The organism is Acidimicrobiales bacterium (assembly GCA_016794585.1).
Taxonomy (GTDB): Bacteria; Actinomycetota; Acidimicrobiia; order Acidimicrobiales; family DATDAH01; genus JAEUJM01.
This window is the reverse complement of record JAEUJM010000013.1, coordinates 45,067-66,915: the sequence shown is the minus strand read 5'-3', so window position 1 is coordinate 66,915 and position 21,849 is coordinate 45,067. Positions and strand designations below refer to the sequence as shown.

The 21,849-nt window shown below is 72.7% G+C and carries 27 protein-coding genes and 1 tRNA gene; 8 read left to right on the top strand and 20 right to left on the bottom strand.

Features of this window, described 5'->3' with window-relative positions:
- Positions 1-158: 158 nt before the first annotated feature.
- The 5 genes from JNK12_05940 to JNK12_05920 form a co-directional block, all read right to left on the bottom strand.
- Positions 159-902 carry a class I SAM-dependent methyltransferase gene (locus tag JNK12_05940; protein ID MBL8775448.1) on the bottom strand — a complete coding sequence of 248 codons (744 nt, stop codon included), beginning with the start codon at positions 900-902 and terminating at the stop codon, positions 159-161.
- A gap of 12 nt (positions 903-914) precedes the next feature.
- Complete coding sequence (locus tag JNK12_05935) at positions 915-1,109, bottom strand: hypothetical protein (GenBank protein MBL8775447.1); 195 nt, start codon at positions 1,107-1,109, stop codon at positions 915-917.
- 65 nt (positions 1,110-1,174) lie between these two features.
- A complete protein-coding gene (gene polA, locus JNK12_05930; GenBank protein MBL8775446.1) occupies positions 1,175-3,889 on the bottom strand; it encodes a DNA polymerase I in 2,715 nt (904 codons plus the stop codon).
- Between the two features lie 28 nt (positions 3,890-3,917).
- Positions 3,918-4,511 carry a response regulator gene (locus tag JNK12_05925; protein MBL8775445.1) on the bottom strand — a complete coding sequence of 198 codons (594 nt, stop codon included), beginning with the start codon at positions 4,509-4,511 and terminating at the stop codon, positions 3,918-3,920.
- 98 nt (positions 4,512-4,609) lie between these two features.
- A complete protein-coding gene (locus JNK12_05920) occupies positions 4,610-4,903 on the bottom strand; it encodes a hypothetical protein (GenBank protein ID MBL8775444.1) in 294 nt (97 codons plus the stop codon).
- A 141-nt stretch (positions 4,904-5,044) separates the two neighbouring features.
- Here JNK12_05920 and JNK12_05915 point away from each other — a divergent pair, with 141 nt between their 5' ends.
- Positions 5,045-5,845, top strand: a complete 801-nt coding sequence (locus tag JNK12_05915) for a DUF4230 domain-containing protein (protein MBL8775443.1) — start codon at positions 5,045-5,047, stop codon at positions 5,843-5,845.
- Between the two features lie 33 nt (positions 5,846-5,878).
- On the opposite strand, the gene JNK12_05910 is transcribed toward JNK12_05915, so the two are convergent.
- Positions 5,879-5,964: transfer RNA gene (locus JNK12_05910), tRNA-Leu, on the bottom strand.
- Between the two features lie 38 nt (positions 5,965-6,002).
- On the opposite strand from JNK12_05910, the gene JNK12_05905 reads away from it, so the two are divergent.
- From JNK12_05905 to JNK12_05875, 7 genes are all read left to right on the top strand, one after another.
- Entirely contained in the window at positions 6,003-6,152 is a 150-nt protein-coding gene (locus JNK12_05905) for a hypothetical protein (protein MBL8775442.1), read from the top strand.
- Between the two features lie 25 nt (positions 6,153-6,177).
- The gene (locus JNK12_05900) at positions 6,178-7,098 is read left to right on the top strand and encodes a ketoacyl-ACP synthase III (GenBank protein MBL8775441.1); all 921 of its coding nucleotides are present in this window, start codon (positions 6,178-6,180) and stop codon (positions 7,096-7,098) included.
- 63 nt (positions 7,099-7,161) lie between these two features.
- Positions 7,162-8,337 (top strand): ACP S-malonyltransferase, encoded by a 1,176-nt coding sequence (fabD, locus tag JNK12_05895; GenBank protein MBL8775440.1) that lies wholly within the window; start codon positions 7,162-7,164, stop codon positions 8,335-8,337.
- Positions 8,334-9,254 carry a ketoacyl-ACP synthase III gene (locus JNK12_05890; GenBank protein ID MBL8775439.1) on the top strand — a complete coding sequence of 307 codons (921 nt, stop codon included), beginning with the start codon at positions 8,334-8,336 and terminating at the stop codon, positions 9,252-9,254. Before fabD ends, JNK12_05890 begins: the two co-directional genes overlap by 4 nt.
- 19 nt (positions 9,255-9,273) lie before the next feature.
- The gene (gene fabG / locus JNK12_05885; GenBank protein MBL8775438.1) at positions 9,274-9,984 is read left to right on the top strand and encodes a 3-oxoacyl-ACP reductase FabG; all 711 of its coding nucleotides are present in this window, start codon (positions 9,274-9,276) and stop codon (positions 9,982-9,984) included.
- Between the two features lie 49 nt (positions 9,985-10,033).
- Positions 10,034-10,276, top strand: coding sequence for an acyl carrier protein (gene acpP, locus JNK12_05880; protein MBL8775437.1), 243 nt, complete (start codon positions 10,034-10,036; stop codon positions 10,274-10,276).
- A gap of 2 nt (positions 10,277-10,278) precedes the next feature.
- Entirely contained in the window at positions 10,279-11,460 is a 1,182-nt protein-coding gene (locus JNK12_05875) for a beta-ketoacyl-[acyl-carrier-protein] synthase family protein (GenBank protein MBL8775436.1), read from the top strand.
- A 240-nt stretch (positions 11,461-11,700) separates the two neighbouring features.
- Here the strand turns inward: JNK12_05875 and fabZ are convergent, their stop codons facing one another.
- The 14 genes from fabZ to hisF form a co-directional block, all read right to left on the bottom strand.
- Positions 11,701-12,135: a 3-hydroxyacyl-ACP dehydratase FabZ gene (fabZ, locus tag JNK12_05870; protein MBL8775435.1), complete on the bottom strand. Its 435-nt coding sequence runs from the start codon at positions 12,133-12,135 to the stop codon at positions 11,701-11,703.
- 8 nt (positions 12,136-12,143) lie between these two features.
- Positions 12,144-12,602 (bottom strand): thioredoxin-dependent thiol peroxidase, encoded by a 459-nt coding sequence (gene bcp, locus JNK12_05865; GenBank protein MBL8775434.1) that lies wholly within the window; start codon positions 12,600-12,602, stop codon positions 12,144-12,146.
- A gap of 128 nt (positions 12,603-12,730) precedes the next feature.
- Complete coding sequence (locus tag JNK12_05860; GenBank protein MBL8775433.1) at positions 12,731-13,003, bottom strand: HU family DNA-binding protein; 273 nt, start codon at positions 13,001-13,003, stop codon at positions 12,731-12,733.
- A 161-nt stretch (positions 13,004-13,164) separates the two neighbouring features.
- Positions 13,165-13,944, bottom strand: a complete 780-nt coding sequence (locus JNK12_05855; GenBank protein MBL8775432.1) for a tryptophan synthase subunit alpha — start codon at positions 13,942-13,944, stop codon at positions 13,165-13,167.
- Positions 13,941-15,092 carry a tryptophan synthase subunit beta gene (trpB, locus tag JNK12_05850; protein ID MBL8775431.1) on the bottom strand — a complete coding sequence of 384 codons (1,152 nt, stop codon included), beginning with the start codon at positions 15,090-15,092 and terminating at the stop codon, positions 13,941-13,943. The genes JNK12_05855 and trpB overlap by 4 nt, the downstream gene beginning before the upstream one ends.
- A 5-nt stretch (positions 15,093-15,097) precedes the next feature.
- Entirely contained in the window at positions 15,098-15,754 is a 657-nt protein-coding gene (locus tag JNK12_05845; GenBank protein MBL8775430.1) for a phosphoribosylanthranilate isomerase, read from the bottom strand.
- Positions 15,755-15,824: 70 nt separating this feature from the next.
- Positions 15,825-16,601: an indole-3-glycerol phosphate synthase TrpC gene (trpC, locus tag JNK12_05840; protein ID MBL8775429.1), complete on the bottom strand. Its 777-nt coding sequence runs from the start codon at positions 16,599-16,601 to the stop codon at positions 15,825-15,827.
- A complete protein-coding gene (locus JNK12_05835) occupies positions 16,598-17,152 on the bottom strand; it encodes a J domain-containing protein (protein MBL8775428.1) in 555 nt (184 codons plus the stop codon). Before JNK12_05835 ends, trpC begins: the two co-directional genes overlap by 4 nt.
- Positions 17,149-18,057: a folate-binding protein YgfZ gene (locus tag JNK12_05830; protein ID MBL8775427.1), complete on the bottom strand. Its 909-nt coding sequence runs from the start codon at positions 18,055-18,057 to the stop codon at positions 17,149-17,151. Before JNK12_05830 ends, JNK12_05835 begins: the two co-directional genes overlap by 4 nt.
- Complete coding sequence (gene trpE / locus JNK12_05825; GenBank protein MBL8775426.1) at positions 18,054-19,478, bottom strand: anthranilate synthase component I; 1,425 nt, start codon at positions 19,476-19,478, stop codon at positions 18,054-18,056. The genes JNK12_05830 and trpE overlap by 4 nt, the downstream gene beginning before the upstream one ends.
- Positions 19,479-19,572: 94 nt before the next feature.
- Positions 19,573-19,986 carry a phosphoribosyl-AMP cyclohydrolase gene (gene hisI, locus JNK12_05820; protein ID MBL8775425.1) on the bottom strand — a complete coding sequence of 138 codons (414 nt, stop codon included), beginning with the start codon at positions 19,984-19,986 and terminating at the stop codon, positions 19,573-19,575.
- A gap of 38 nt (positions 19,987-20,024) precedes the next feature.
- Positions 20,025-20,378, bottom strand: coding sequence for a co-chaperone GroES (locus tag JNK12_05815; GenBank protein ID MBL8775424.1), 354 nt, complete (start codon positions 20,376-20,378; stop codon positions 20,025-20,027).
- A 20-nt stretch (positions 20,379-20,398) separates the two neighbouring features.
- The gene (locus JNK12_05810; protein MBL8775423.1) at positions 20,399-21,070 is read right to left on the bottom strand and encodes a hypothetical protein; all 672 of its coding nucleotides are present in this window, start codon (positions 21,068-21,070) and stop codon (positions 20,399-20,401) included.
- Positions 21,067-21,849, bottom strand: a complete 783-nt coding sequence (hisF, locus tag JNK12_05805) for an imidazole glycerol phosphate synthase subunit HisF (protein ID MBL8775422.1) — start codon at positions 21,847-21,849, stop codon at positions 21,067-21,069. The genes JNK12_05810 and hisF overlap by 4 nt, the downstream gene beginning before the upstream one ends.

The window sequence follows — 21,849 nt, the reverse complement described above, 5'->3', positions numbered from 1 at the left end:
CGTCACCGTCGGTGGACGGCTGCGAAGGGGCGGTATCGACCTGGGACACGTAGATGCTCTTCTCTGGGGTTTTCCGGACGCCCCACGGGTGGTGTGGGGTAGCTGGTGGCGGGTCCATCCGCGCACACCGGCGCACCAAGGTAGCAGGAAGGCCCTCGCTACCCCTCAGCGGCGGGCCGCTGGGCGACGAGCAGGAATTCGTGGGAGTCGAGGTCCGGCGCCCGCTCGGCGTAGGCGCCCGGGCTCACCGACCAGATCGCCCGGACCCGCAGGCCGGCCTCCTCCGCCAGCAGCGTGAGCTCGCGGGGAGTGAAGCAGGTGGTCCACAGGTCGTGCTCCGCGTCCTCTCCCGCCTCGCTTCGCAGGGTCGTGCGCTCGTGGTTGACCCCGGTGGCGGCGTCGAAGGAATCCGTGTCCTCGAGGAACCGCACCTGGAAGTAGGCGGAGAACGCACTCGCCGCGACGCGGCCGCCCGGTCGGAGCGCCCGGGCCATGCCGCCGAGCACGTCGCGGTCGGCGGCCAGCGCACCGTCGGGCCCCCCGAGGCCGAGCGCCCCCTGGCACAGCGAGATGGCGGCGTCGAACTCCGCTTCGAAGGGCAGGTCGCGGGCGTCGGCGCGCTGGAAGGTGACCCCGGGGGGCGCCCCCTCGGCGGCGACGGCCACGAAGCGCTCGGAGACGTCGATCCCGACGACCTCGATCCCCCGCCGGCCGAGGGCGTGGGCGTGGCGGCCGGGACCGCACCCGACGTCGAGCACCCGGTCACCGGGGGCGAGGCCCAGGGCCCCGACGAGGAACTCGACCTCCTGCTCGGTCCCCTTGGTGAACGAGTAGCGGAGGTACGCCGAACCGAGGTGGTCGGCCAGGTCCTCGAACCAGTGGTCGCGGGTCACGCCCCGCAGGCTACGGGAGGCTCAGAACTGACCGGGCAGACGTGCCGGGGCGCAGTGCCAGCCCGGCGGGAAGATCTCCCACGTCTTCTCGGCCTGCATCCCACCGCACTTGTCCTGCGTGGCGATCGCGATGCCTGCCGAGGTCAAGGTGTACACGGTCACCGCGAGCATGACGACGAACCACAGGCTGGATCGGGTTTTCGCGGTCGTGGCCATCGCCTGACTCCGGAGAAGGTGGGCTGCCCCTCCTCGTCGGCACCGCAGGGGCCGAACTGAACCCCTCAGGCCTTGGCGTCCGCCCAGGTGGTCCCGAAGGCGAGGTTCACCTCGAGGGGCACGCGTAGGTCCGCGGCGGCGGTCAGGGTGGCCCTGGTGAGCTCGCCCATCTCGTCGCGCTCGGCCGGCGGGACCTCCAGGACGACCTCGTCGTGCACCTGCAGGATCAGGCGGCTGGCGGCCCCGCGCTCCTCGAGCGCGCGGTCCAGGGCCACGAGCGCCACCTTGAAGATGTCGGCGGCGAGGCCCTGGATGCCCGCGTTCATGGCCTGGCGCTCGCCGGCCTGGCGGATGCGGAAGTTGCTCGAGCTGAGCTCGGGGATCTGACGACGCCGTCCGAACAGCGTCTCCGTGTAGCCGCGCTCGCGCGCCTCGGCGACGGTCGCCTCCATGTACGCCTTCACCGACGGGAAGGCGACGAAGTAGGCGTCGAGGATCTCGGCGGCCTCCTCGGTGGGGATCCCGAGGCGTTGCCCGAGCCCGTAGGCCTCCATGCCGTAGGCGAGGCCGTAGGACACCATCTTCGCCTTCGAGCGCTGCTCGGTGGTGACCTCGTCGTTCGGCACCGAGAAGATGCGGGCGGCGGTCTCGTTGTGGATGTCGGAGCCGCTCTCGAAGGCGGCGATGAGCCCCGGGTCCTCGGCCAGGTGGGCGATGCAGCGCAGCTCGATCTGGTTGTAGTCGGCCACGAGGAGCTCGTAGCCCGGCCCCGGGACGAAGGCCCGCCGGAAGGCACGGCCGCCCTCGGTCCGCACCGGGATGTTGTGGAGGTTGGGCGCGTCGGAGCTGAGGCGGCCCGTCCGGGCGACCGTCTGGTTGAAGGTGGCGTGGATGCGGCCGTCGTCGGCGACCTCGGCGAGCAGGCCTTCTCCGTACGTCGAACGGAGCTTCTCGACCTCGCGGTAGCGCAGGAGGTGCTCGATGATCGGGTGCTGGCCGACCAGCTTCTCGAGCGACGCGGCATCGGTGGAGTAGCCGGTCTTGGTCTTCTTCTGCGGGGTCAGTCCGAGCTTGTCGAACAGGATCTCGCGGAGCTGGAGCGTGGAGTTGACGTTGAAGTCCTGGCCGGCGTCCTCCTTGATCTGCTCGGTGAGCGCCGCGCACTCGGTGACCAGCGCGGCGTTGAGCGACTCGAGCTCGGCCCGGTCGACCGCGATGCCGACCTCCTCCATCTTCGCCAGCACCCGCACCAGTGGGACCTCGATGTCGTCGTAGAGGTGGCGCAGGCCCTGCACGTCCAGGGCCTCGAGGAGCGGCGCGACCAGGCGGTCGACGGCGAGGGCGCGTCGCCCGGCCTCCTGGGAGGGCGGCACCGAGCCACCGTCGAGGTCGAGCTGGCCCTCGGCGGCCGACGACTCGTCGGGCAGCTCGAGGTTGGCGTAGCGCAGCAGGAGGTCGCCCAACAGGTAGCGGGCCTCGGCCGGATCGAGGAGGTAGGCCGCCAGCATCGTGTCGACCGCCAGGACGGCGACGTCGACTCCGTCTTCACCCAGCCGGCGCATCAGCGCCTTGGCGCCGTGGGCGGCGAGGGGGCGGCCGCCGGGGCCGAGCAGGGTGCCGAGGGCCTCCCGGACCTCGTCCGTGGCCAGCACCGTGTCCCGGAGCCAGCCCACCTCTGCGGCCGTGCCGTCGACGACCATGGCCAGGCCGGCGAACGACGAGCGGCCCTCGTCGCCCGTCCAGGCCGGGGCCACGACGAGCGGTCCCGACCCGTCGGCCAACCGGGCGAGCAGGCCCGCCGCCTCGGCGGAGGTGGTGGCCTCGGTGACCTCGGCCTCGAGCACCTCGGCACCCGATGATCGGCTGCCGTCGCCGCCGCCACTGCCCAGGCGGCCGCCGAGCGCCTCGTCGAGGAGCTCGAACTTGCCCCGGAACTCGAGGAAGTCGAAGAGCTGGCGCACCTCGTCAGGGTCGACGTCGTCGATCACGGCCGTGGAGAAGTCGACCTCGATGTCGAGATCCCGCAAGAGCACCATCACCTCGGCGTTGAGGCGGACCTGCTCCTCGTGGGCGGTCAGGTTCTCGCGGAGCTTCGGGGTCTGCTCGTCGAGATGGGCGAAGATGCCGTCGAGCCCGCCGTACTTCTTGATGAGCTTGGCCGCGGTCTTCTCCCCCACCCCCGGGACGCCAGGGAGGTTGTCGGAGTTGTCGCCGCGCATCGCCGCGTACTGCACGTACTCGGTGGGGCTGACGCCGGTGCGCTCCTCGATGCCCGCCTCGTCGTAGAGGGCGTAGTCGGACACCCCGCGCTTGTTGTAGAGCACCCGGACGTGGGGGTCCTCCACGAGCTGATAGGCGTCGCGGTCGCCGGTCACGATCATCACCTCGTGCCCGGCGATCTTGGCCTTCTCGGCCAGCGTGGCGATGATGTCGTCGGCCTCGAAGCCGGGGGCCTCGACGGTGGTGATGTGCAGCACGTCGAGCACCTGGCGCACCAGGCCCATCTGCTGGCGCAGGATGTCCGGTGCCGCGTCCCGATTGCCCTTGTAGGTGGGGACGCGCTCATGGCGGAACGTGGGCTCGGGCCGGTCGAAGGCCACGACGATGGAGTCGGGCTTCTGCTCGCGGAGCAGGTACGTGAGCATCGTGGTGAAGCCGAGCACGGCGTTGGTGACCTGGCCCGCCGCGGTGGCGAGGTCGGTGGGGAGCGCGAAGAAGGCGCGGTAGGTGAGCGAGTTCCCGTCGATGAGCATCACCAGGCGCCGGTCCGGTTCGCTCATGCCAGATGCTCCGCTCCGCTCCGCAGCGTCAAGAGGTGGGCTTGGGCTCCGGCTCGAGCTGGCCCGCGATGACCCGCTCGGCCACGGCCTTCATGGTCTGGCGCTCCTGCATGGCCCGCTTCTGGATGAAGCTGAAGGCCTCGTGCTCGCTCAGGCCGTGGGCGTCCATGATCTGACCCTTGGCCCGATCGACGATCTTGCGGGTCTCGAGCTGCTCCTCGAGGTTGGCAGTCTGCTCGTGGAGCGCCTTCATCTCCTTGAACACGCCGAGGGCGACCTCTACGGCGGGGATGAGCTCGCTGCGCTGGAACGGCTTGACGAGGTAGGCCAGGGCGCCGGCGTCTCGTGCCTGCTCGATGAGGTCGCGCTGGCTGAACGCCGTGAGGATCAGCACCGCGGCACGGCGCTCGCCGGCGATCTCGCGGGCGGCCGAGAGGCCGTCGAGGCCCGGCATCTTGATGTCGAGGATGGCGATGTCGGGCTCGTGCTCCTTGACCAGGTCGACGGCTTCGTCGCCCCGGCCCGTCTCTCCCACGACGTCGTAGCCCTCCTCTTCGAGGGTCTCCTTGAGGTCGAGGCGGATGATGGCCTCGTCCTCGGCGATCACGACTCGGGTGGGCAACGTCAACGGCCTTTCGCTCGGGTGTGGTGCAGGGTAGTCCCCGCGCCGACGCCTCCTCCGCCTCCCCGTCGGATGGGCACGACCGCCGGACCTGTGAGTCAGTCGTGCTCGAGGATGAGGCGGTCCAGGAGCTCGTCCTGGGCCTGCTCGAGCCGGACGATCTCCGCGCTCACCTCTCGGCGATGCCGCTCCATGGCATCGGCGTGACGCTTGGACTCGCGGTACTCGCGCTCGGCCAACGGGGTCTCGGAGACGAGCGAGCGCAGGCGCGACTCCTCGGCCTCCTCGGCAAGGTGGGCCAGTTGCTCGTCGGCCACCCGCAGATCGGCCCGGAGGGCCTTCAGGGCGTCGCCGACCTCGATGAGGCGACGCTCGACCAGGGACTTGGCCATTGACGAAGACTACTGCCGGGCGGATCGGGAACCCGGGCAGGCACGTCGTCGTTGGGACTACGTCGGCCGCACAGCGCAGCGCTGCGGTCACACCAGTCCCCTACCTCCCGGGTACTGGCCCCTTCTGAACTGGAGTCCCCTGTGGTCCTCGTTGCTGCTGATGGCGGCCGCGGACGCCGTGCGCGTCTGCCCCTCCGCTGGTTCGTCCTCTTCGCCCTGCTCGGCGCCCTGGCGCTCGGAGCGCTCGGCGTGCGGGCCGGCCTGATCGACACGTCGTTCCTCCAGGCCGGCGCCACCTCGCGCACCGAGGTGGAGGCCGACCCCACCGTCGTGCTCCAGGCGCTGACCGAGCAGGCCGACCTCGTGGTCGCCGAGCGCAACCTCGCCGCCACGACCGTCGAGGCCGACAACACCGTGACCGTCAAGGTGCCGCTCCTCGGCTCCCAGGACGTTCCTCCCTCCCTCGCCGGCGAGCACGAGGTGGCCGAGGTCGGCCCCGGCAACGTCGAGCTCCGGGTCGATCTCTCGGAGCTGCGCACGTCGGACCTCGTCGTCGAGGACGGCACCGTGCGCATCCAGGCGCCCCTGCCCCGCATCGCCGAGGTCGACCCGGGCCCGGTCCGCACCATCGACGAGTCCACCGGCCTGCTGAGCCGAGGGGCCGAGGTGGTCGGCGGCGACTCCCAGTCCATCCAGCAGCAGGAGCTGGCCGACGCCGGCGAGGCGCGGATGCTCGAGGGTGCCCGTCAGGACGCCGAGCTGTTCGAGCTCGGCCGTCAGAGCCTCGAGCGGACCCTCCAGCGACTGCTCATCACCCTGCCCGGCGTGGACCGCGTGCAGGTCGAGTTCCCGACGGTGACCGAAGCGTGCGCCACGCACTCGGCGCCGGCGTTCTGCGCGGCCAACCGCGGCGGTGACGTGGTCGCCGGCGGCCCGCAGTAGCCGGACCGGATCCCGCTCCGGGCCGATTACGCGTGGTGCCCGGGGCGGGATTCGAACCCGCACGTCCTTTCGGACAGTGGATTTTGAATCCACCGAGTCTGCCGTTCCTCCACCCGGGCGTGAGTTCGAGGGGACTCGGAGCGTACCCTCGTGCTCGATGTCCGAGCAGACCCGAAAGCGACGCTGGCCCCGACGACTCCTGGTGCTCGCCGTCCTGGTGGGCGTCGTGGCGCTCGTGCGCGAACAGCAGATCCGCAGCAACGAGCAGCGCTTCGGTGCGGCGCCGACCGGGAGCGAGGGCCCATGAGGCCCGCCCGGTAGATCGAGGCACCGTGGCCGGCTTCCGCGTCAGCGGGTGGGGCACCGCCCTGCCCGACAAGACCGTCACCAACGACGATCTCGCCGGGTGGCTCGACACCTCCGACGAGTGGATCCGCGAACGCACCGGCATCGCCCAGCGTCGCGTCGGTGACAGCACGACCGCGCTGGCCGTGGAAGCCGGGCGCCGTGCCCTGGAGCGCTCCCCCGGCCCGGTCGACCTGGTCATCGTCGCCACCATCACGCCCGACCAGACCACCCCTGCCACCGCCTCGTACGTCCAGGACGCCCTCGGGCTCCAGCACTGTGGGGCCTTCGACCTCAACGCCGCCTGTTCCGGCTTCGTCTACGGCCTCGTCGCCGCGCGCGGCCTGCTCGCCACCGGCCTGCGGCGCATCCTCCTCGTCGGCGCCGAGACCCTGAGCCGCATCACCGACTGGGACGCCCGGCGCACCGCGATCATCTTCGCCGACGGCGCCGCCGCGGTGGTCCTCGAGGCGACCGACGGCGAGGACAACCTTCTCGGGTTCGACCTCGGCAGCAACGGGGCCGACGCCGGGATCCTGCGGGCCGACCTCGGCGGCTACCTGCGCATGGACGGCCCCGCCGTGTTCGCCCAGGCCGTGGCGGCGATGGTGGGGTCGTGCTCTGCCTCCCTCGAGCAGGCAGGGCTCTCGACGGCCGACGTGTCGCTCGTGGTGCCCCATCAGGCGAACGCCCGCATCCTCGAGGCCGGCGCCGACGGCCTCGGCATCCCTCGTGACCGCCTGTCGCTGGTGATCGAGCGCTACGGCAACACCTCGGCGGCGTCGGTGCCCCTCGCGCTCGCCGACGCGCTCGACCGCGGCCGCGTCCGTGAGGGCGACGTGGTGCTCTTCGTGGGCTTCGGCGCCGGCATGGCCTGGGCCAGTGCCGTGGTGCGCTGGCCGGCCTGACCCGGCGCCCCGCCCCGTCGGCGCCGATGTAACGACCCGGCGGGCCCGCCGGTCCCACCCCCGATGATCGCGTTCACCTTCCCCGGCCAGGGCTCCCAGCGCCCGGGCTTCGGGGCCGCGTGGGTCGACCACCCGTCCTGGGAACTCGTGGCGGAGGCGAGCGAGGTGGCCGGCCGCGACGTCGCCCACCTCCTCCTCGAGGCGGGGGCCGACGAGCTCCAGGAGACCCGCAACGCCCAGCTCGCCACCTTCGTGGCCAGCCTCGTCGCCCTGGACGCCGTCGAGCGCCTGGGGGTCTCCCCACGGCTGCTCGCCGGCCACAGCCTCGGCGAGTACTCGGCGATCACCGCCGCCGGGATCGTCAGCTTCGAGGAGGGCGTGCGCCTCGTGGTCGAGCGGGGCAACGCCATGCAGGCCGCCGCCGACGACCAGGAAGGATCGATGGCGGCCGTCCTCGGCCTCGACGAGGACCAGGTGGCGGTGACCTGCGCTCGGGCCGGCGACGTCTGGGCCGCCAACTTCAACGCCCCGGGCCACACGGTGCTGGCCGGCACGCCCGAGGGCCTCGAGGCCGGCGCCGCGATCGCCCGTGAGCTCGGCGCGAAGAAGGTCATGCCCCTGAAGGTCGGTGGGGCGTTCCACTCTCCGCTCATGGCGCCCGCCCGTGAGCGCCTCGACAAGGCCCTCGGTGACGTCGCCTGGCGGGCCACCGACACGCCCGTGGTCACCAACGTCGACGCCACCGCCCACGCCGGCGCCGACGGGTGGGACGGGCTCCTGCTCGCGCAGCTGTGCAGCCCCGTGCGCTGGCGGCAGTCGGTCGCCGCCCTCCTGGACGAGAGCGTGACCCGACTGGTGGAGCTCGGTCCAGGCACCGTGCTCACCGGTCTCGCCAAGCGTTGCGCCCCGACCGCCCGCGCCTGCTCCGTCGCCACCCCGGAGGACCTCGACGGGCTCCTGGAGGCGCTGGCGGGGCCCAGCCCCTACCAGGGGGGCCTCGGCGAGCACCTCGCCATCGGCGAGCGCCTCGTGGTGACGACCGCCACCGGGGTCTTCCGCCGCTCGCCCGCCCGTGACCTCGGCGAACCGGTCACTCCGGGCGACGAGGTCGGCACCGTCGGCGGCGAGCCCGTCCGTTCCGCGTTCGGGGGACGCTTCGCCGGCTTCCTCGCCATCGAGGGCGAGCGGGTCACCCCGAGCCAACCCGTGGCGTGGCTGTCGGTGGACGGGGACCGGTGACCACGGTCCGGATCGCCGGCTGGGGGGCGGCGCTGCCGGACAAGACCATCACCAACGACGACCTGGCCACCTGGCTGGACACCTCCGACGAGTGGATCCGTGAGCGCACCGGCATCGCCGAGCGCCGGGTGGGGTCCAGCACCACCGAGCTCGCGGTGGCGGCGGGCCGCCAGGCGCTCGTCCGCTCGCCCGGCGCCGTCGATGCGGTGATCGTGGCCACGCTGACCCCCGACCAGGAGACTCCCGCGACGGCCTCGGTGGTGCAGGCCGCGCTCGGCCTCGACCGCTGCGCCGCCTTCGACCTCAACGCCGCCTGCTCGGGCTTCGTCTACGGCCTCGTCGTGGCGCGCGGCCTGATGGCCGCCGGGCTGCGGCGCATCCTGTTGATCGGCGCCGAGACCATGAGCCGCATCGTGGACTGGGACGACCGCGAGACCGCCGTCCTCTTCGGCGACGGGGCCGGCGCCGTGGTCCTGGAGGCCACGGACGGGCCCGACACCCTGCTGGGCCACGACCTCGGAGGGGACGGCGCCGCCGCGCCGCTGCTGTGGGCGGACCGCGGCGACGTCCTGCACATGGACGGCCGGGAGGTGTACCGCCGGGCCGTGCGGGCCCTGGTCGAGTCGTCCACCGCCGCCCTCGACCGGGCCGGGCTCACCGTGGCCGACGTCGGCCTGTTCGTCCCCCACCAGGCCAACCGCCGCATCATCGAGGCCTCCGCCGAGCGCCTCGGCATCCCTCCCGAGCGGGTCGCGCTCATGGTCGAGCGCACCGGCAACACCTCGGCGGCGTCGATCCCGCTGGCCCTGTGCGCCGTGCTGGACGAGGGCCGGGTCCATCCCGGCGAGATCCTCCTCCTGTCCGGGGTGGGGGCCGGGATGGCGTGGGGCAGCGCTGTTCTACGGTGGCAGCCATGACCTGCCCCGGACCCGTCCGTTGAGCCGCGTCGTCCTCGTCACCGGCGGGTCACGCGGCATCGGCCTGGCCACCGCCCGGGCCTTCGCCGCCGAGGGCCACCGCGTCGCCGTCACCTATCGCACGGCACCGCCGGAGGACGCCGGCGACCTGCTGTGCGTGCCCTGCGACGTGACCGACCCCGACCAGGTGGAGGCCGCCTTCGCCGCCGTCGAGGCCGAGCTCGGCCCGGTCGAGGTCCTCGTGTCCAACGCCGGCATCACCCACGACGGCCTCCTCGTGCGCATGGGCGAGGAGGACTTCTCCTCCGTCGTCGACACCAACCTCGCCGGCAGCTACCGCGTGGCCAAGCGGGCCGTGACCAAGATGATGCGGGCCCGCTGGGGTCGGGTCATCTTCCTCTCGTCGGTCGTCGCCCACCTCGGCTCGGCGGGCCAGGCCAACTACGCCGCCGCCAAGTCGGGCCTCGTGGGGCTCGCCCGCTCGATGGCCCGCGAGTTCGGCTCCCGGAACATCACCGTCAACGTCGTGGCGCCCGGGCCGATCGCCACCGACATGACCGACGCACTGCCCGAGGAGCGCCAGGCGCTCATCACCGCGGTCGTCCCCCTCGGGCGTTTCGGAACGACCGAGGAGGTAGCGTCGACCATCGCGTTCCTGGCCTCGGACGAGGCCGCCTACATCACCGGCGCCGTCATCCCGGTCGACGGTGGCATGGGCATGGGAACATAGGGGCCCTGGCCCCGACGACCAGACCGAACACAGCACGGAGTGGAGCAGCGTGAGCGACGACGCAGATTTCGAACGGTTCAAGCGGTGCGCGGTGGAGGTCCTTTCGGTCGACGCCGACAAGGTCACCCGCGAGGCCACCTTCGGTGAGGACCTCGACGCCGACAGCCTCGACCTCGTCGAGCTCGTGATGGCGCTCGAGGAGGAGTTCGACGTCACCGTCGACGAAGAGGAGCTCGAGGGCATCGAGACCGTCGGCCAGGCCTTCGACCTGGTCAAGGGCAAGCTGGGCTAGCGATGCGAGGGGCGCGCGTCGCCGTCACCGGAGTGGGCGTCGTCGCGCCCTGCGGCATCGGCACCGACGCGTTCTGGGACGGCCTCGGCACGCCCGTCGAGCCCGCCGACCGGCGCGAGGTCACCGGCTTCGACCCCGAGGATTGGTTCGACAACCCGAAAGAGGCGCGTCGCACCGACCGCTTCGCGCAGTTCGCCCTCGCCGCGGCCCAGATGGCCCTCGAGCAGGCCGGCGACCTCGGTGCCGACCCCGACCGCTCGGGCGTCATCATCGGCACCGGCGTCGGCGGCCTCAACACCCTCGAGAACGGGGTGCAGATCTACTACACGAAGGGGGCCCGCCGGGTCTCCCCCTTCCTCGTGCCCATGATGATGTCGAACGGCGCCGCCGCGTCCGTCTCGATGCGCCACGGCTGGCGCGGCCCCTGCGAGACCATCACCACCGCCTGCGCCGCCGGCACCCACTCCATCGCCCACGCGGCCATGTTGGTGGCCTCCGGGCGGTGCGAGGCCGTCCTCGGCGGAAGCGCCGAAGCCGCCCTCACCCCTACCGCCATCCAGGGCTTCATCAACATGACCGCCACGTCCTCGACGGGCCGGTCGTGCCCGTTCGACGCCGAGCGCGACGGCTTCGTCATCGCCGAAGGCGCCGCCGTGCTGCTCCTCGAGGAGTGGGACCGGGCCGAGGCCCGGGGCGCCACCATCCTCGCCGAGGTGCTCGGCAGCGCCAGCACCGCCGACGCCCACCACATCACCGCCCCGGACCCCGGCGGCTCCGGTGCGGTGTCATGCATGGAGCTCGCCCTCGCGGACGCCGGCGTGCCGACGTCCGCTGTGGGACAGATCAACGCCCACGGCACGTCCACCCCCCTCAACGACGCCGCCGAGGCCGAGGCCATCGCCAAGGTCTTCGGCGCTCCCGGCCCGCCCGTCACGTCCATCAAGGGCGTCACCGGCCACTCCCTCGGCGCCGCCGGCGCCCTCGAGGCGGTGGCGTCGGTGCTCTCGATCCAGCGGGGGCTGATCCCCCCGACGATGGGCACGCAGACCATCGACCCCGACATCCCCGGCATCGACGTGGTCACCGGCACCTACCGCGCCTGGGAGCCGGCGGCGGTGCTGTCGAACTCGTTCGGGTTCGGGGGGCACAACGGGTGCCTCGTGTTCGGCCCTCCTTCCGCCTGAACTCCCCACGGCCTGCGGGCCGGCGGGTCCTGTCGGCGGAGTCCGTTTCCGGCTTCGCTCGTCCCTCGCTGCGCCGGAAGCCGTTCCGCCGCCACCCCCCGGCCCTCCGGCCGTGCCCTGGCGGCCTCGTCCGGCCGACACTCGTTCGGGGCGGGCGCCCCGCTCGCTGCGTCACGCGCCTCGGAGCGGACTCGCCGTCGGCTCGTCACCCCGGGTCAGCGGTCTTCGAGCGGGCTCGGCTCAGCTCGGGGCGTCCACCAGGACGAACAGGAGGTCGGCCTCGCAGGCCACCTCCTCACCCACCAAGGCGCGGCCGTGGCCTTTGCCTGCTCTGCTGGACATGCGGCCGAGCTCGACTTCGAGCGTCAGGGTGTCGCCGGGTCCTACCTGGCGGCGGAACCTGGCGTTGTCGACGCCGCCGAACAACGGGAGCTTGCCGGCCGTGCGCTCGTCGCTGAGCACCGCGTAGGCGCCCAGCTGGGCGATGGACTCCAGCATCAGGACGCCGGGGAGGGTGGGCAGGCCCGGGAAGTGGCCGGCGAAGAAGTCCTCGTCGCCGGTGAGGTGCCACCGTCCCCGGGCCGTGCCGTCGGCCGTGAGCTCCGTGACCTCGTCCAGGAGCAGGAACGGTGCCCGATGGGGCAGGACCGCCTCGGGGGGCGGCAGGGGCGTCACGGGGGCGCTCAGCCGGCCTCGAGGGCGGCCTGGAGCTTGAGCGGGGTGTCCTTGGGGCTGATCTTGTACCAGGCCTGTTCGATCTTGCCCTTCTCGTCGATCAGGAAGGCCGAGCGGATGATGCCCATGTAGACCTTGCCGTAGTTCTTCTTCTCGCCCCAGACCCCGTAGGCCTCGGCCACGGCGTGGTCCTCGTCGGCGAGGAGCGGGAAGCCCAGGCCGTACTTCTCGTCGAACTTGGCCTGCTTCTCGGGCTTGTCGGGGCTGACCCCGAGGATCTGGGTGTCGCCGATGTCGCCGGCGATGTCACGCAGGTTGCAGGACTGGGTGGTGCAGCCCGGCGTGTCGGCCCGGGGGTAGAAGTACAGCATCACCTTGCGGCCCTTGAACGCCGAGAGCCGGACCTTCTCGCCGGACTGGTCGAGGAGGGTGAACGCGGGAGCCTTGTCGCCTGCTTCGAGTGCCATGCCCCGACCGTAGCCAGCAGGACGCATCGGGGCCACGACCCGGTCGGCGCCCGCTGCGACCCGTGGCGGGACGCGAACGGGGGGCGGCGCTGGTGCGCCGCCCCCCGTCGTCGTTCGGTGCTGCCGTGCTACTTGGCGGCGGCCTTGAGCTTGGAGCCCGCGGACACCTTCACGCCGTAGCCCGCCGGGATCTGGATGGCCTCACCCGTCGCGGGGTTGCGGCCGGAGCGGGCGGCACGGTGCGTGCGCTCGATGGAGAGGAAGCCGGGGAGGGTGATCTTGTCGTCGCCCCCCACGGTCTCCGAGGCCACCTCGAAGAAGCCGTCCAACACCTTGCCGGCGTCGGCCTTGCTGACTCCGGTCTTGGTGGCGATTGCGTCGATCAGCTCGGACTTGTTCATGTGTTGCCCTCCTGGAAAGGCCTGTGGGGTCGGGGATTTCGGGCCTCTAGAGGGACAGCCGAGTAGATCCGGGCACCCATGTCAAGCATTTCGCCCTGCCACCACGGGGCGACGGTGACCATCCGCGACTGCGGGTGCTCTGGTGTGCTATCGAACGGAATTCAGCGGTCGAGCGCGGCTCGGAGCTCACCCACGAAGGCGGCCGCACCCTCCGGACCGGCTCCTTCGAGCAGGCGACGCACCAGCGCGGTGCCCACCACCACCCCGTCGGCCACGGTGGAGGCCTCGACGGCCTGGTCCGCGGTGCCGACGCCCACGCCGATGAGCACGGGCTTGTCGGTCACCGCCTTCACGCGGCCGGCGATGATCGTGGCCGAGTCGGCGAGGGCGTCCCGCTCCCCCGTCACCCCGAGGAGCCCGACCGCGTACACGAAGCCCCGGGCGCGCTCGCAGATGCGGGGCAGGCGCTCGTCGGGGGCCGTCGGCGCGGCCAGCATCACGGTCTCGACCCCGGCGGCATCGGCGGCCTCAGCCCACGGCCCGATCTCCTCGAGCGGGCAGTCGGGCACGATGGCGCCCGCCACACCGGCGGTGACCAGCTCCTGGGCGAAGCGCTCGTGGCCCATGTGGAACACGGTGTTGTAGTAGAGCATCACCGCCAGCGGAACCCCGGCGTCGAGGTCCGCCAACTGGGTGAGGATCGACTGCGGCGTGGTGCCCCGGCGCAGCGCGGTCTCCGACGCCTCCTGGATGACGGGGCCGTCCATCACGGGGTCGGAGAAGGGGATGCCGACCTCGATGGCGTCGGCGCCGGCATCGGCCACCGCCCGCACCACGTCGAGCCACTCGTCGTCGTAGCCGCCGGTCACGTAGGGCACCAGGAGCTTCTTGCCGGCGCCCCGGCGGGCGCGCAGGTGCGTCTCGAGCGTGCCGGGGCTCATCCGAGGATGCCCATGACCTGGTCGACGTCCTTGTCGCCCCGACCGGACAGGTTCAACAGCACGGTCTGGCCGGCGAGCGACTCCTTGGCCCGGACCACCCAGGCCAGGGCGTGCGCGGGCTCGAGGGCGGGGATGATGCCTTCCATGCGGGACAGCAGGGTGAACGCGTCGAGCACCTCGGCGTCGGTGACCTGCTCGTAGCGGGCCCGGCCGATGGCGGCCAGGTGGGCGTGCTCGGGCCCGACGCCCGGGTAGTCGAGGCCGGCCGAGATGGACTCGGCCTCGAGCACCTGCCCCCACTCGTCCTGCATGAGGTACGACTTCGAGCCGTGGACGACGCCGGGGACGCCCCGGCCCACCGCAGCACCGCCGGCGGGCTCGACGCCGACCAGCTCGACGCCCTCGTCGTCGGCGAAGCCGGAGAAGATGCCGATGGCGTTGGAGCCGCCGCCGACACACGCGGTGACCACGTCGGGCAGGTCACCGAGGTGGGCCAGGCACTGCGCCCGGGCCTCGTCGCCGATCACCCGGTGGAACTGGCGCACCATCCACGGGTACGGGTGCGGGCCCATCACCGAGCCGAGGCAGTAGTGGCTGTACTCGACGGTGGCCACCCAGTCCCGCATGGCCTCGTTGATGGCGTCCTTGAGGGTGCGGCTGCCCGACTCGGCGGAGCGCACCTCGGCGCCCAACAGGCGCATGCGGAACACGTTGAGCTCCTGGCGCTCCATGTCCACCGCCCCCATGTAGACCATGCACTCCATGCCGAGCAGCGCCGCCGCGGTGGCGGACGCCACCCCGTGCTGGCCGGCACCGGTCTCGGCCACGAGCCGCTGCTTGCCCATGCGCTTGGCCAGCAGAGCCTGGCCCAGCACGTTGTTGATCTTGTGGGAGCCGGTGTGGTTGAGGTCCTCGCGCTTGAGCAGCAGGCGCAGGCCCAGGTGCTCGGACAGCCGGTGGCACTCGGTGAGCAGCGACGGCCGGCCCGCGTAGTCCCGCAGCAGGCCGTCGAGCTCGTCGCGGAAGGCGGGGTCGGCCCAGGCGTCGGTGAACCCCGCTTCGAGCTCGGCGCAGGCGGGGACGAGGGTCTCGGGGACGAAGCGCCCGCCGAACTCGCCGAAGCGCCCCGACGAACCGGGGTCGGCCATGACGGTCACAGGTCCTCCTGCCAGTCGTAGGGGCCCGAATCGGTGCCCTCGTAGCCGGCCGGGGCCGCCGCCCGGGCCGCGTTGATGAAGGCCCGGAGCTTGGAGGCGTCCTTGCGGCCGGGCTCGGACTCGACGCCGGTGGCGACGTCGACGCCCCACGGCTGCACCTTGGCGATGGCGTCACCCACGTTCTCGGGGGTGAGCCCGCCGGCGAGGATGACCTTGCGGTGCGACGGTGCGCCTTCGGCCAGCGACCAGTCGAAGACCTGGCCGGACCCGGGCGTCTCGGAGTCGATGTGCACGGCGCTGGCCCCGAACTCGTCGATCCGGGCGAGGTCGGGCGAACCGGCGGGCAGGGCCCTGATGAGAAAGCCGACGCGGTCGGCCAACCAGCGGCTCTCCTCGGGTGTCTCGTGACCGTGGAGCTGGACCGCCCCGAGGCGGGTTTCCTGGACGATCTGGAGCACCCGCTCGGGCGCCTCGTCACGGAACACCCCGACGGTGAGGATCTCGCGGGGCAGGCGGGTGAGGATGTCGCGCACCCGCGTGGTCGAGACCTGACGCGGGGACGGGGCGAAGATGAACCCCACCGCGTCCGCGCCCATGGCCACGGCCAGCAACGCGTCCTCCTCTGACGTGGTCCCGCAGATCTTCACGAACATGTGGCGCTGAACCTACCGGAGGCCACCCGCGACCCCCCAAGCATTCGCCGGGTCGATGCGGTCGGCGGGGTCAGACCGAGGCGAGGGCGTGGACGGCGGCTTCGGGGTCTCCGCTGGTCACGACCGACTCCCCCACCAGGACGGCGTCGTAACCGGCCGCCCGCAGGTGGGCGGCGTCCCCGGGCCCGCCGACGCCGGACTCGGCCACCGAGACCGTGCCCCCGGGCATGAGCGGGCGCAGCGACGCCGCCCGCTCGGTGTCCACGGCGAAGGTGACGAGGTCGCGCTGGTTCACCCCGATGAGGGTGGCGCCGACGTCGAGCGCGCGGTTCAGCTCGTCGGCGTCGTGGACCTCGACGAGCACGTCGAGCCCCAGCCGCAGGGCGAGGGAGTGCAGGTGGCTGAGCTCGCGATCGTCGAGGGCGGCCACGATGAGCAGGACCGCGTCGGCGCCCATCAGACGGGTGTCGCAGACGTCGCGCTCGCACACGGTGAAGTCCTTGCGCAGCACGGGCAGGGACACCGCCGCCCGGGCGGCGGAGAGATCCGCCGGCGATCCGCCGAAGAACTCGGCGTCGGTGAGCACCGAGAGGCAGGCGGCACCGCCGCGCTCGTAGGCCCGGGCCACCTCGGCGGGATCGAGCCCGGGGTTCAGGTCCCCCTTCGAGGGCGAACGCCGCTTGATCTCGGCGATCACTCCGAGCCCGGGACGCTCGAGTGCCGCCTGGAACCCGCGCGTCGGGGGCAGGGCGTGGGCCTGCTCGATGAGCGCGTCGAGCGGGCGCTCGTCCTGTGCGGCGGCGGCCCGGTGGGCGACGAGGATGCGGTCGAGGTAGGTGCTCGTCATGCCCGGCCTCCGTCGGCGAGGTCGTCCCGGCGGCTGGAGCCCATGGCCATGAAGGGCAGGAGCACGAAGCCGAGGAGCGAGAAGGCGAAGCACATGAACGAGAGGGCGAGGAGGGGTGCGGCCTGGAGCACCATGGCCACGGCGAACAGGGCCACGGCCGACGCGAAGAGCGCCACGGGGACGAGGGTCCACGAGCCGCGGACATGGGCGTCGCTGAGCGGTGCGTCGTCGGCGAGGTCGGCGGCCAGGTCGTCCCGCTCGTGGGGGATGCCGCCACCGGGGTGCCAGGACGGACCCGCCTTGGGCTCGAAGCCGGGGCGCGGCCCGGACGGCTGTCCGATGGTGCGGTCGTAGGCCCTTCGTGCGTCCTCGTCGCCGAGTACCGACCACGCCTCGTTGACCCGCTGCATCTCCCGCTCGGCCCGTCGGCGGCCGATCTCGTCACCGGTGTGGTAGTCCGGGTGGTGCTTGCGGGCGAGCACGAGGTACGCCCGCCGCACGGTGGCGGCGTCGGCCGTGGGCGCCACGCCCAGCACCTCGTAGTGGGTCACCCCGCCAATGGTAGGAGGGGCAACGGGCGCACCTCGCCTCGAGCCTCGCCCTCGCCCCAGCGGACCGTGGCCGCGGCCGGCGGGTCGACCGACCGCTTCACGTAGGCCAGGGCGACACCCCCGCCGTGGCCGGCCGCTCCCGGCGCCGCGCTCGTGATGGCGCCCACGACCTCGTCGTCCACCAGGACCTCGGCCCCGACGGGCGGCACCGACCCGGCGATGAGGAGACCGCGCAGGTGCCGAGGGACGTTGCCGCCCCGACTGTCGATGCGCGCCGTCAGCTCCTGGCCGGTGAAGCAGCCCTTGGTGAAGCTGACCGACCGCTCGACGACCCCCGACTCGGCCGGGATGGTGTGCTCGTCGAGCTCGGCGCCCATGGCGGGCACGCCGGACTCGATGCGCAGCACCTCCAGCACCTCGGGGGCGCACCACCGCACGCCCTCGGGCACGGTCGGCGCCGGCCCGAGGAGGTCGACGCCGTGCGCGCTCGGCCACTCGGGATCGGCGGTGACGGCGTCACCCACGTCCACCGAGGGAGCATCGGGGCCACGGAGGGCCACGACCTGCCAGTCGAGTGGGGCGATGGTGGCGTCGACGCGCAGCTTGAAGCGTTCGAGACGGGCCACGAGGGCGGCGCCGGCGCCGGCGTCCACGTCGAACACGAACCGGTCGGGGCCGAGCCGGGTGATGCGCCCCCAGACGGCCACCTTGCCGTCGGGGTGCAGCACGAAGGTCCACGCGGAGGCGCCTTCGGCGAGGCCGGCGACGTCCTGGCTGAGCTGGCCCTGGAGGAACGTGGCCGCGTCGGGGCCGGCCACCTCGATCACCTCACGGTCGGTGCGCACGGCCCCGACGGACCCCCGCAGGGCCTGCTCGTCGGCCATCAGGTCACGGTCATCGCTCATGGGGTCCCCTTGCGGCTCATGCGGCGGGCGGCGGGCACCGCGGCGAGGAGGGCCCGGGCCTTGTTCTGCGTCTCCTCGTGCTCGGCCATCGGGTCGGAGTCGGCGACGATGCCGGCGCCGGCCTGGACCGAGGCCACGCCGTCGGGACCGATCACCATCGTGCGGATGGCGATGGCGGTGTCGATGTTGCCCGAGAAGTCGAGGTAGCCGACCACACCGGCGTAAGGGCCCCGCTTGGTGGGCTCGAGGGCGTCGATGATCTCCATGGCCCGCACCTTGGGCGCACCCGAGACGGTGCCCGCGGGCAGCGTGGCCCGCAGGACGTCGATGGGCGTGCGGCCCTCGGCCAGCTTCCCGGACACCTGCGAGGTGAGGTGCATCACGTGGCTGTAGCGCTCGAGGGTCATCATCTCGTCGACCCTCTCGGTGCCGAACTCGACCACCCGTCCCACGTCGTTGCGGGCGAGGTCGATGAGCATCACGTGCTCGGCGACCTCCTTGGGGTGCTCGGCCAGCTCGGCGCCCAGACGACGGTCCTCCTCGTCGGTGGCCCCTCGGGGCCGAGTGCCGGCGATGGGGCGGGAAACGACCCGGCCGTCGAGCAGCTGCACCATCGGCTCGGGGGACGAACCGACCAGGGTCACCTCCGGGTGGCGCAGGAAGTACATGTACGGGCTCGGGTTCACCTGGCGCAGCACCCGGTACACGTCGAAGGGGTCGGCGCCCAGCTCGAGGTCGAAGCGCTGGGCCAGCACGACCTGGAAGATGTCGCCGGCGAGGATGTGCTCCTTGGCCACGTCGACCGCGGCGCAGTACACCTCGGCCCCCATGGTGGAGGTGACCTCGGGCAGCGGATCGGTGGGGTCGGGCGGGTCCACGAGCGGCTCGCTCAGGGGACGGGCGCCGTCCTCGGCCAGCTGCTCCAGGCGGGCGACGGCGGCCTCGTAGGCGGCGTCGAGGGCCGCCTCCGTGGCATCGGGCTCGACGAGCACGTTGTCGATCAGGGTGACCCGCTGGCGCCAGTGGTCGAAGGCGGCGAGCTGGCCGATCACCGAGAGCACGGCGTCGGGACGACCGAGATCGTCGGGCGGGACGTCGGGCAGGTGCTCGACCTCGCGCACCACGTCGTAGCCGAGGTAGCCGATCACCCCGCCGTGCAGCGGCGGCAGGTCGGGGAGCTGCGGCGACCGGTAGCGCTCGAGCAGGTGCTCGAGGGTGGCCAGGACCCCTTGGTCGGTGGGGACGCCGAGGGGCAGCTCGCCGTCGACATCGAGGCGACCGCCCCGGGCCACGATGGTGGTGAGCGGGTTGCGGCCCACGAAGGACCAGCGGCTCCAGCGCTCGGCATGCTCGACCGATTCGAGCAGGAACCCCGGCCGCTCCCCCACCAGGCGGGCGAACGCCGCCACCGGCGTGGTCATGTCGGCCACCAGCTCCCGCCACACCGGCACGACGCTGTGGTCGCGGGCCAGGGCGTGGAACTCGTCGCGGGAGGGCTGGTACACGGTGCGTCCTTCAGGTGGTCGGGTCGTCGGTGCCGTGCTCGGCGCGGGCGGCGGGAGCGGGGTCGGGGTCGTTCCCCGGGTCCTCGGGGTGCCCGAAGGCCCGGAAGAAGCACGAGCGCTCACCGGTGTGGCAGGCGCCCCTGCCCTCCTGGTCGACGATGAACAGCAGCGTGTCGCCGTCGCAGTCGTAGAACGCGGCCCGCACGTACTGGCGGTCGCCGGAGGTCTCGCCCTTGCCCCAGAGCTCCTGGCGCGACCGGCTCCAGAACCACGTGCGGCCGGTGGCGAGGGTCTTGGCCAACGACTCGGCGTTCATCCACGCCAGCATCAGGACCTGGCCGTTCTCGGCGTCCTGCACGATGGCGGGAACGAGCCCGTCGGCGTTGTACGCCACCCGCCCGAGCTCCTCGGCGGTGACCTCGATGGGCTCGGCCTCGAAGGTGGCGGCCCCCGCCTCCCCGCTCACAGGTAGAGGCCCGTGCTGCCTTCGTCGAGCCGGGGCGCAGCGACCGCGTGGATGTCGCGCTCGCGCAGGATCACGTAGTCCTGCCCCCGCACCTCGACCTCGAAGCGGTCCTCGGGGTTGAACAGGACGTGGTCGCCCGGCTCGATGCTGCGGACATTGGGGCCGGCGGCGACGGCCTCGGCCCACACCAGGCGCTTGCCCACCTGGGCCGTGGCGGGGATGACGATGCCGCCGCTCGAGCGCCGCTCGCCCTCGGACGAGGTCTGCACCAGGATGCGGTCGTTCAGCATCTTGATGGGGAGCTTGTCGTCATCGGACGCGCCCGCCGCTGCGGCTCCGTTGGCTGCCATGGCGGTCACCGTACCGGCCGTCACCCGGCGCCCGGCCCGGCAACGGTGACCTCGACGCGGGCGGGCGCCGGCGTGGGTGACGCGGCCAGGGAGGCAACCAGGGTGTACTCCCCCGGTTCGACGTCGAGAGGCACGCCGCCGAGCTCGACCCGGTACTGCTGGGCGGCCCCGATCACCTGGCAGCGCTCACCTTGCGCGAACGACTGGTCCGCGCTCCAGCGGTAGGCCACGGCGTCGTCGCCACCCCCTCGCAGGACCACGTCGCCGTCCTGGCTGGTCGGGTAGACAAGCGTGACCGCGTCGTCACCCCGGTTGTCGACGGTGAGGGCCCAACGCACGCGGCCGGTCTCGAGGGCGGCGCCGAGCTGGACCCGCAGCTCGAGGTCGTCGGCCAGTCGGTCGGCGCCGGCGGTGCGGCCCTCGCAGGTGGCCGCCGACGGCGGGGCCGCGGCGGCGAGCGGGTCGGTGTTGGGCGGCCCGCTGGTGGGGCTGGTGGCGTCCGACGGCGGGATGAGCACGGCGTCGCCGGCGTCGACGGTGGTGCCGGTGGCTCCCTCGTCGGCACCTTCCGCTGCGGGCAGGGCCCCGCCGTCCGGGTCGGAGCCGCTCCCGTCGCTGCTGCAGCCCGCTCCCAAGCCGGCGACGACGAGCAGCGCCACCAGCAGCGCGCCTCGGAGCCGACGCACGCTCACTGCGGGCGGACCGTGATCCCCCGTGCGGCCAGGTGCTCCTTGGCCTCGGCCACGGTGTGCTCGCCGAAGTGGAAGATGGACGCGGCGAGGACGGCGTCGGCGCCACCCTCCACCACACCGTCGGCCAGGTGGTCGAGCGAGCCCACCCCGCCGCTGGCGATCACGGGGATGCCGCAGGCGTCGGACACCGCCCGGGTCAGCTCCAGGTCGAAGCCGTCGCGTGTGCCGTCGCGGTCCATCGAGGTGAGGAGGATCTCGCCGGCACCGCGGCGCTCGCACTCGGCGGCCCAGGCCACGGCGTCGAGGCCGGTGGGGTTGCGGCCGCCGTGGGTGTACACGCCGAAGGCGGGACCCTCGTCCCCATCGTCCCCGGCGGCACGGCGGCGGGCGTCGATGGCCACCACCACGCACTGCGTGCCGAACTCGGTGGCCAGTTCGGTGATCAGCTCGGGCCGGTCGATGGCGGCGGTGTTGATCGACACCTTGTCGGCCCCAGCTCGCAGCAACCGGCGGGCGTCGTCCACCGAGCGGATGCCGCCCCCGATGGTGAAGGGGATGAACACCTCCTCGGCGGTGCGCCGGGCCACGTCGACGATGGTGTCGCGGGCGTCGGAGGACGCGGTGATGTCGAGGAAGACGACCTCGTCGGCGCCCTCGCGGTCGTAGCGGGCGGCGAGCTCGACCGGGTCGCCGGCGTCGACGAGGTCGACGAAGTTCACGCCCTTCACCACGCGACCGTTGTCGACGTCGAGGCACGGGATGATCCGCGCGGTGCGCAC

What these genes read in the sequence shown, in the direction of transcription:
- JNK12_05935 (MBL8775447.1), bottom strand. Translation starts at nt 1,109, where the DNA reads ATGGCCACGACCGCGAAAACCCGATCCAGCCTGTGGTTCGTCGTCATG.
- polA (MBL8775446.1), bottom strand. Translation starts at nt 3,889, where the DNA reads ATGAGCGAACCGGACCGGCGCCTGGTGATGCTCATCGACGGGAACTCG.
- JNK12_05920 (MBL8775444.1), bottom strand. Translation starts at nt 4,903, where the DNA reads ATGGCCAAGTCCCTGGTCGAGCGTCGCCTCATCGAGGTCGGCGACGCC.
- JNK12_05905 (MBL8775442.1), top strand. Translation starts at nt 6,003, where the DNA reads ATGTCCGAGCAGACCCGAAAGCGACGCTGGCCCCGACGACTCCTGGTG.
- fabD (MBL8775440.1), top strand. Translation starts at nt 7,162, where the DNA reads ATGATCGCGTTCACCTTCCCCGGCCAGGGCTCCCAGCGCCCGGGCTTC.
- JNK12_05875 (MBL8775436.1), top strand. Translation starts at nt 10,279, where the DNA reads ATGCGAGGGGCGCGCGTCGCCGTCACCGGAGTGGGCGTCGTCGCGCCC.
- bcp (MBL8775434.1), bottom strand. Translation starts at nt 12,602, where the DNA reads ATGGCACTCGAAGCAGGCGACAAGGCTCCCGCGTTCACCCTCCTCGAC.
- JNK12_05860 (MBL8775433.1), bottom strand. Translation starts at nt 13,003, where the DNA reads ATGAACAAGTCCGAGCTGATCGACGCAATCGCCACCAAGACCGGAGTC.
- JNK12_05855 (MBL8775432.1), bottom strand. Translation starts at nt 13,944, where the DNA reads ATGAGCCCCGGCACGCTCGAGACGCACCTGCGCGCCCGCCGGGGCGCC.
- trpB (MBL8775431.1), bottom strand. Translation starts at nt 15,092, where the DNA reads ATGGCCGACCCCGGTTCGTCGGGGCGCTTCGGCGAGTTCGGCGGGCGC.
- JNK12_05845 (MBL8775430.1), bottom strand. Translation starts at nt 15,754, where the DNA reads ATGTTCGTGAAGATCTGCGGGACCACGTCAGAGGAGGACGCGTTGCTG.
- trpC (MBL8775429.1), bottom strand. Translation starts at nt 16,601, where the DNA reads ATGACGAGCACCTACCTCGACCGCATCCTCGTCGCCCACCGGGCCGCC.
- JNK12_05830 (MBL8775427.1), bottom strand. Translation starts at nt 18,057, where the DNA reads ATGAGCGATGACCGTGACCTGATGGCCGACGAGCAGGCCCTGCGGGGG.
- trpE (MBL8775426.1), bottom strand. Translation starts at nt 19,478, where the DNA reads ATGACCACGCCGGTGGCGGCGTTCGCCCGCCTGGTGGGGGAGCGGCCG.
- JNK12_05815 (MBL8775424.1), bottom strand. Translation starts at nt 20,378, where the DNA reads ATGGCAGCCAACGGAGCCGCAGCGGCGGGCGCGTCCGATGACGACAAG.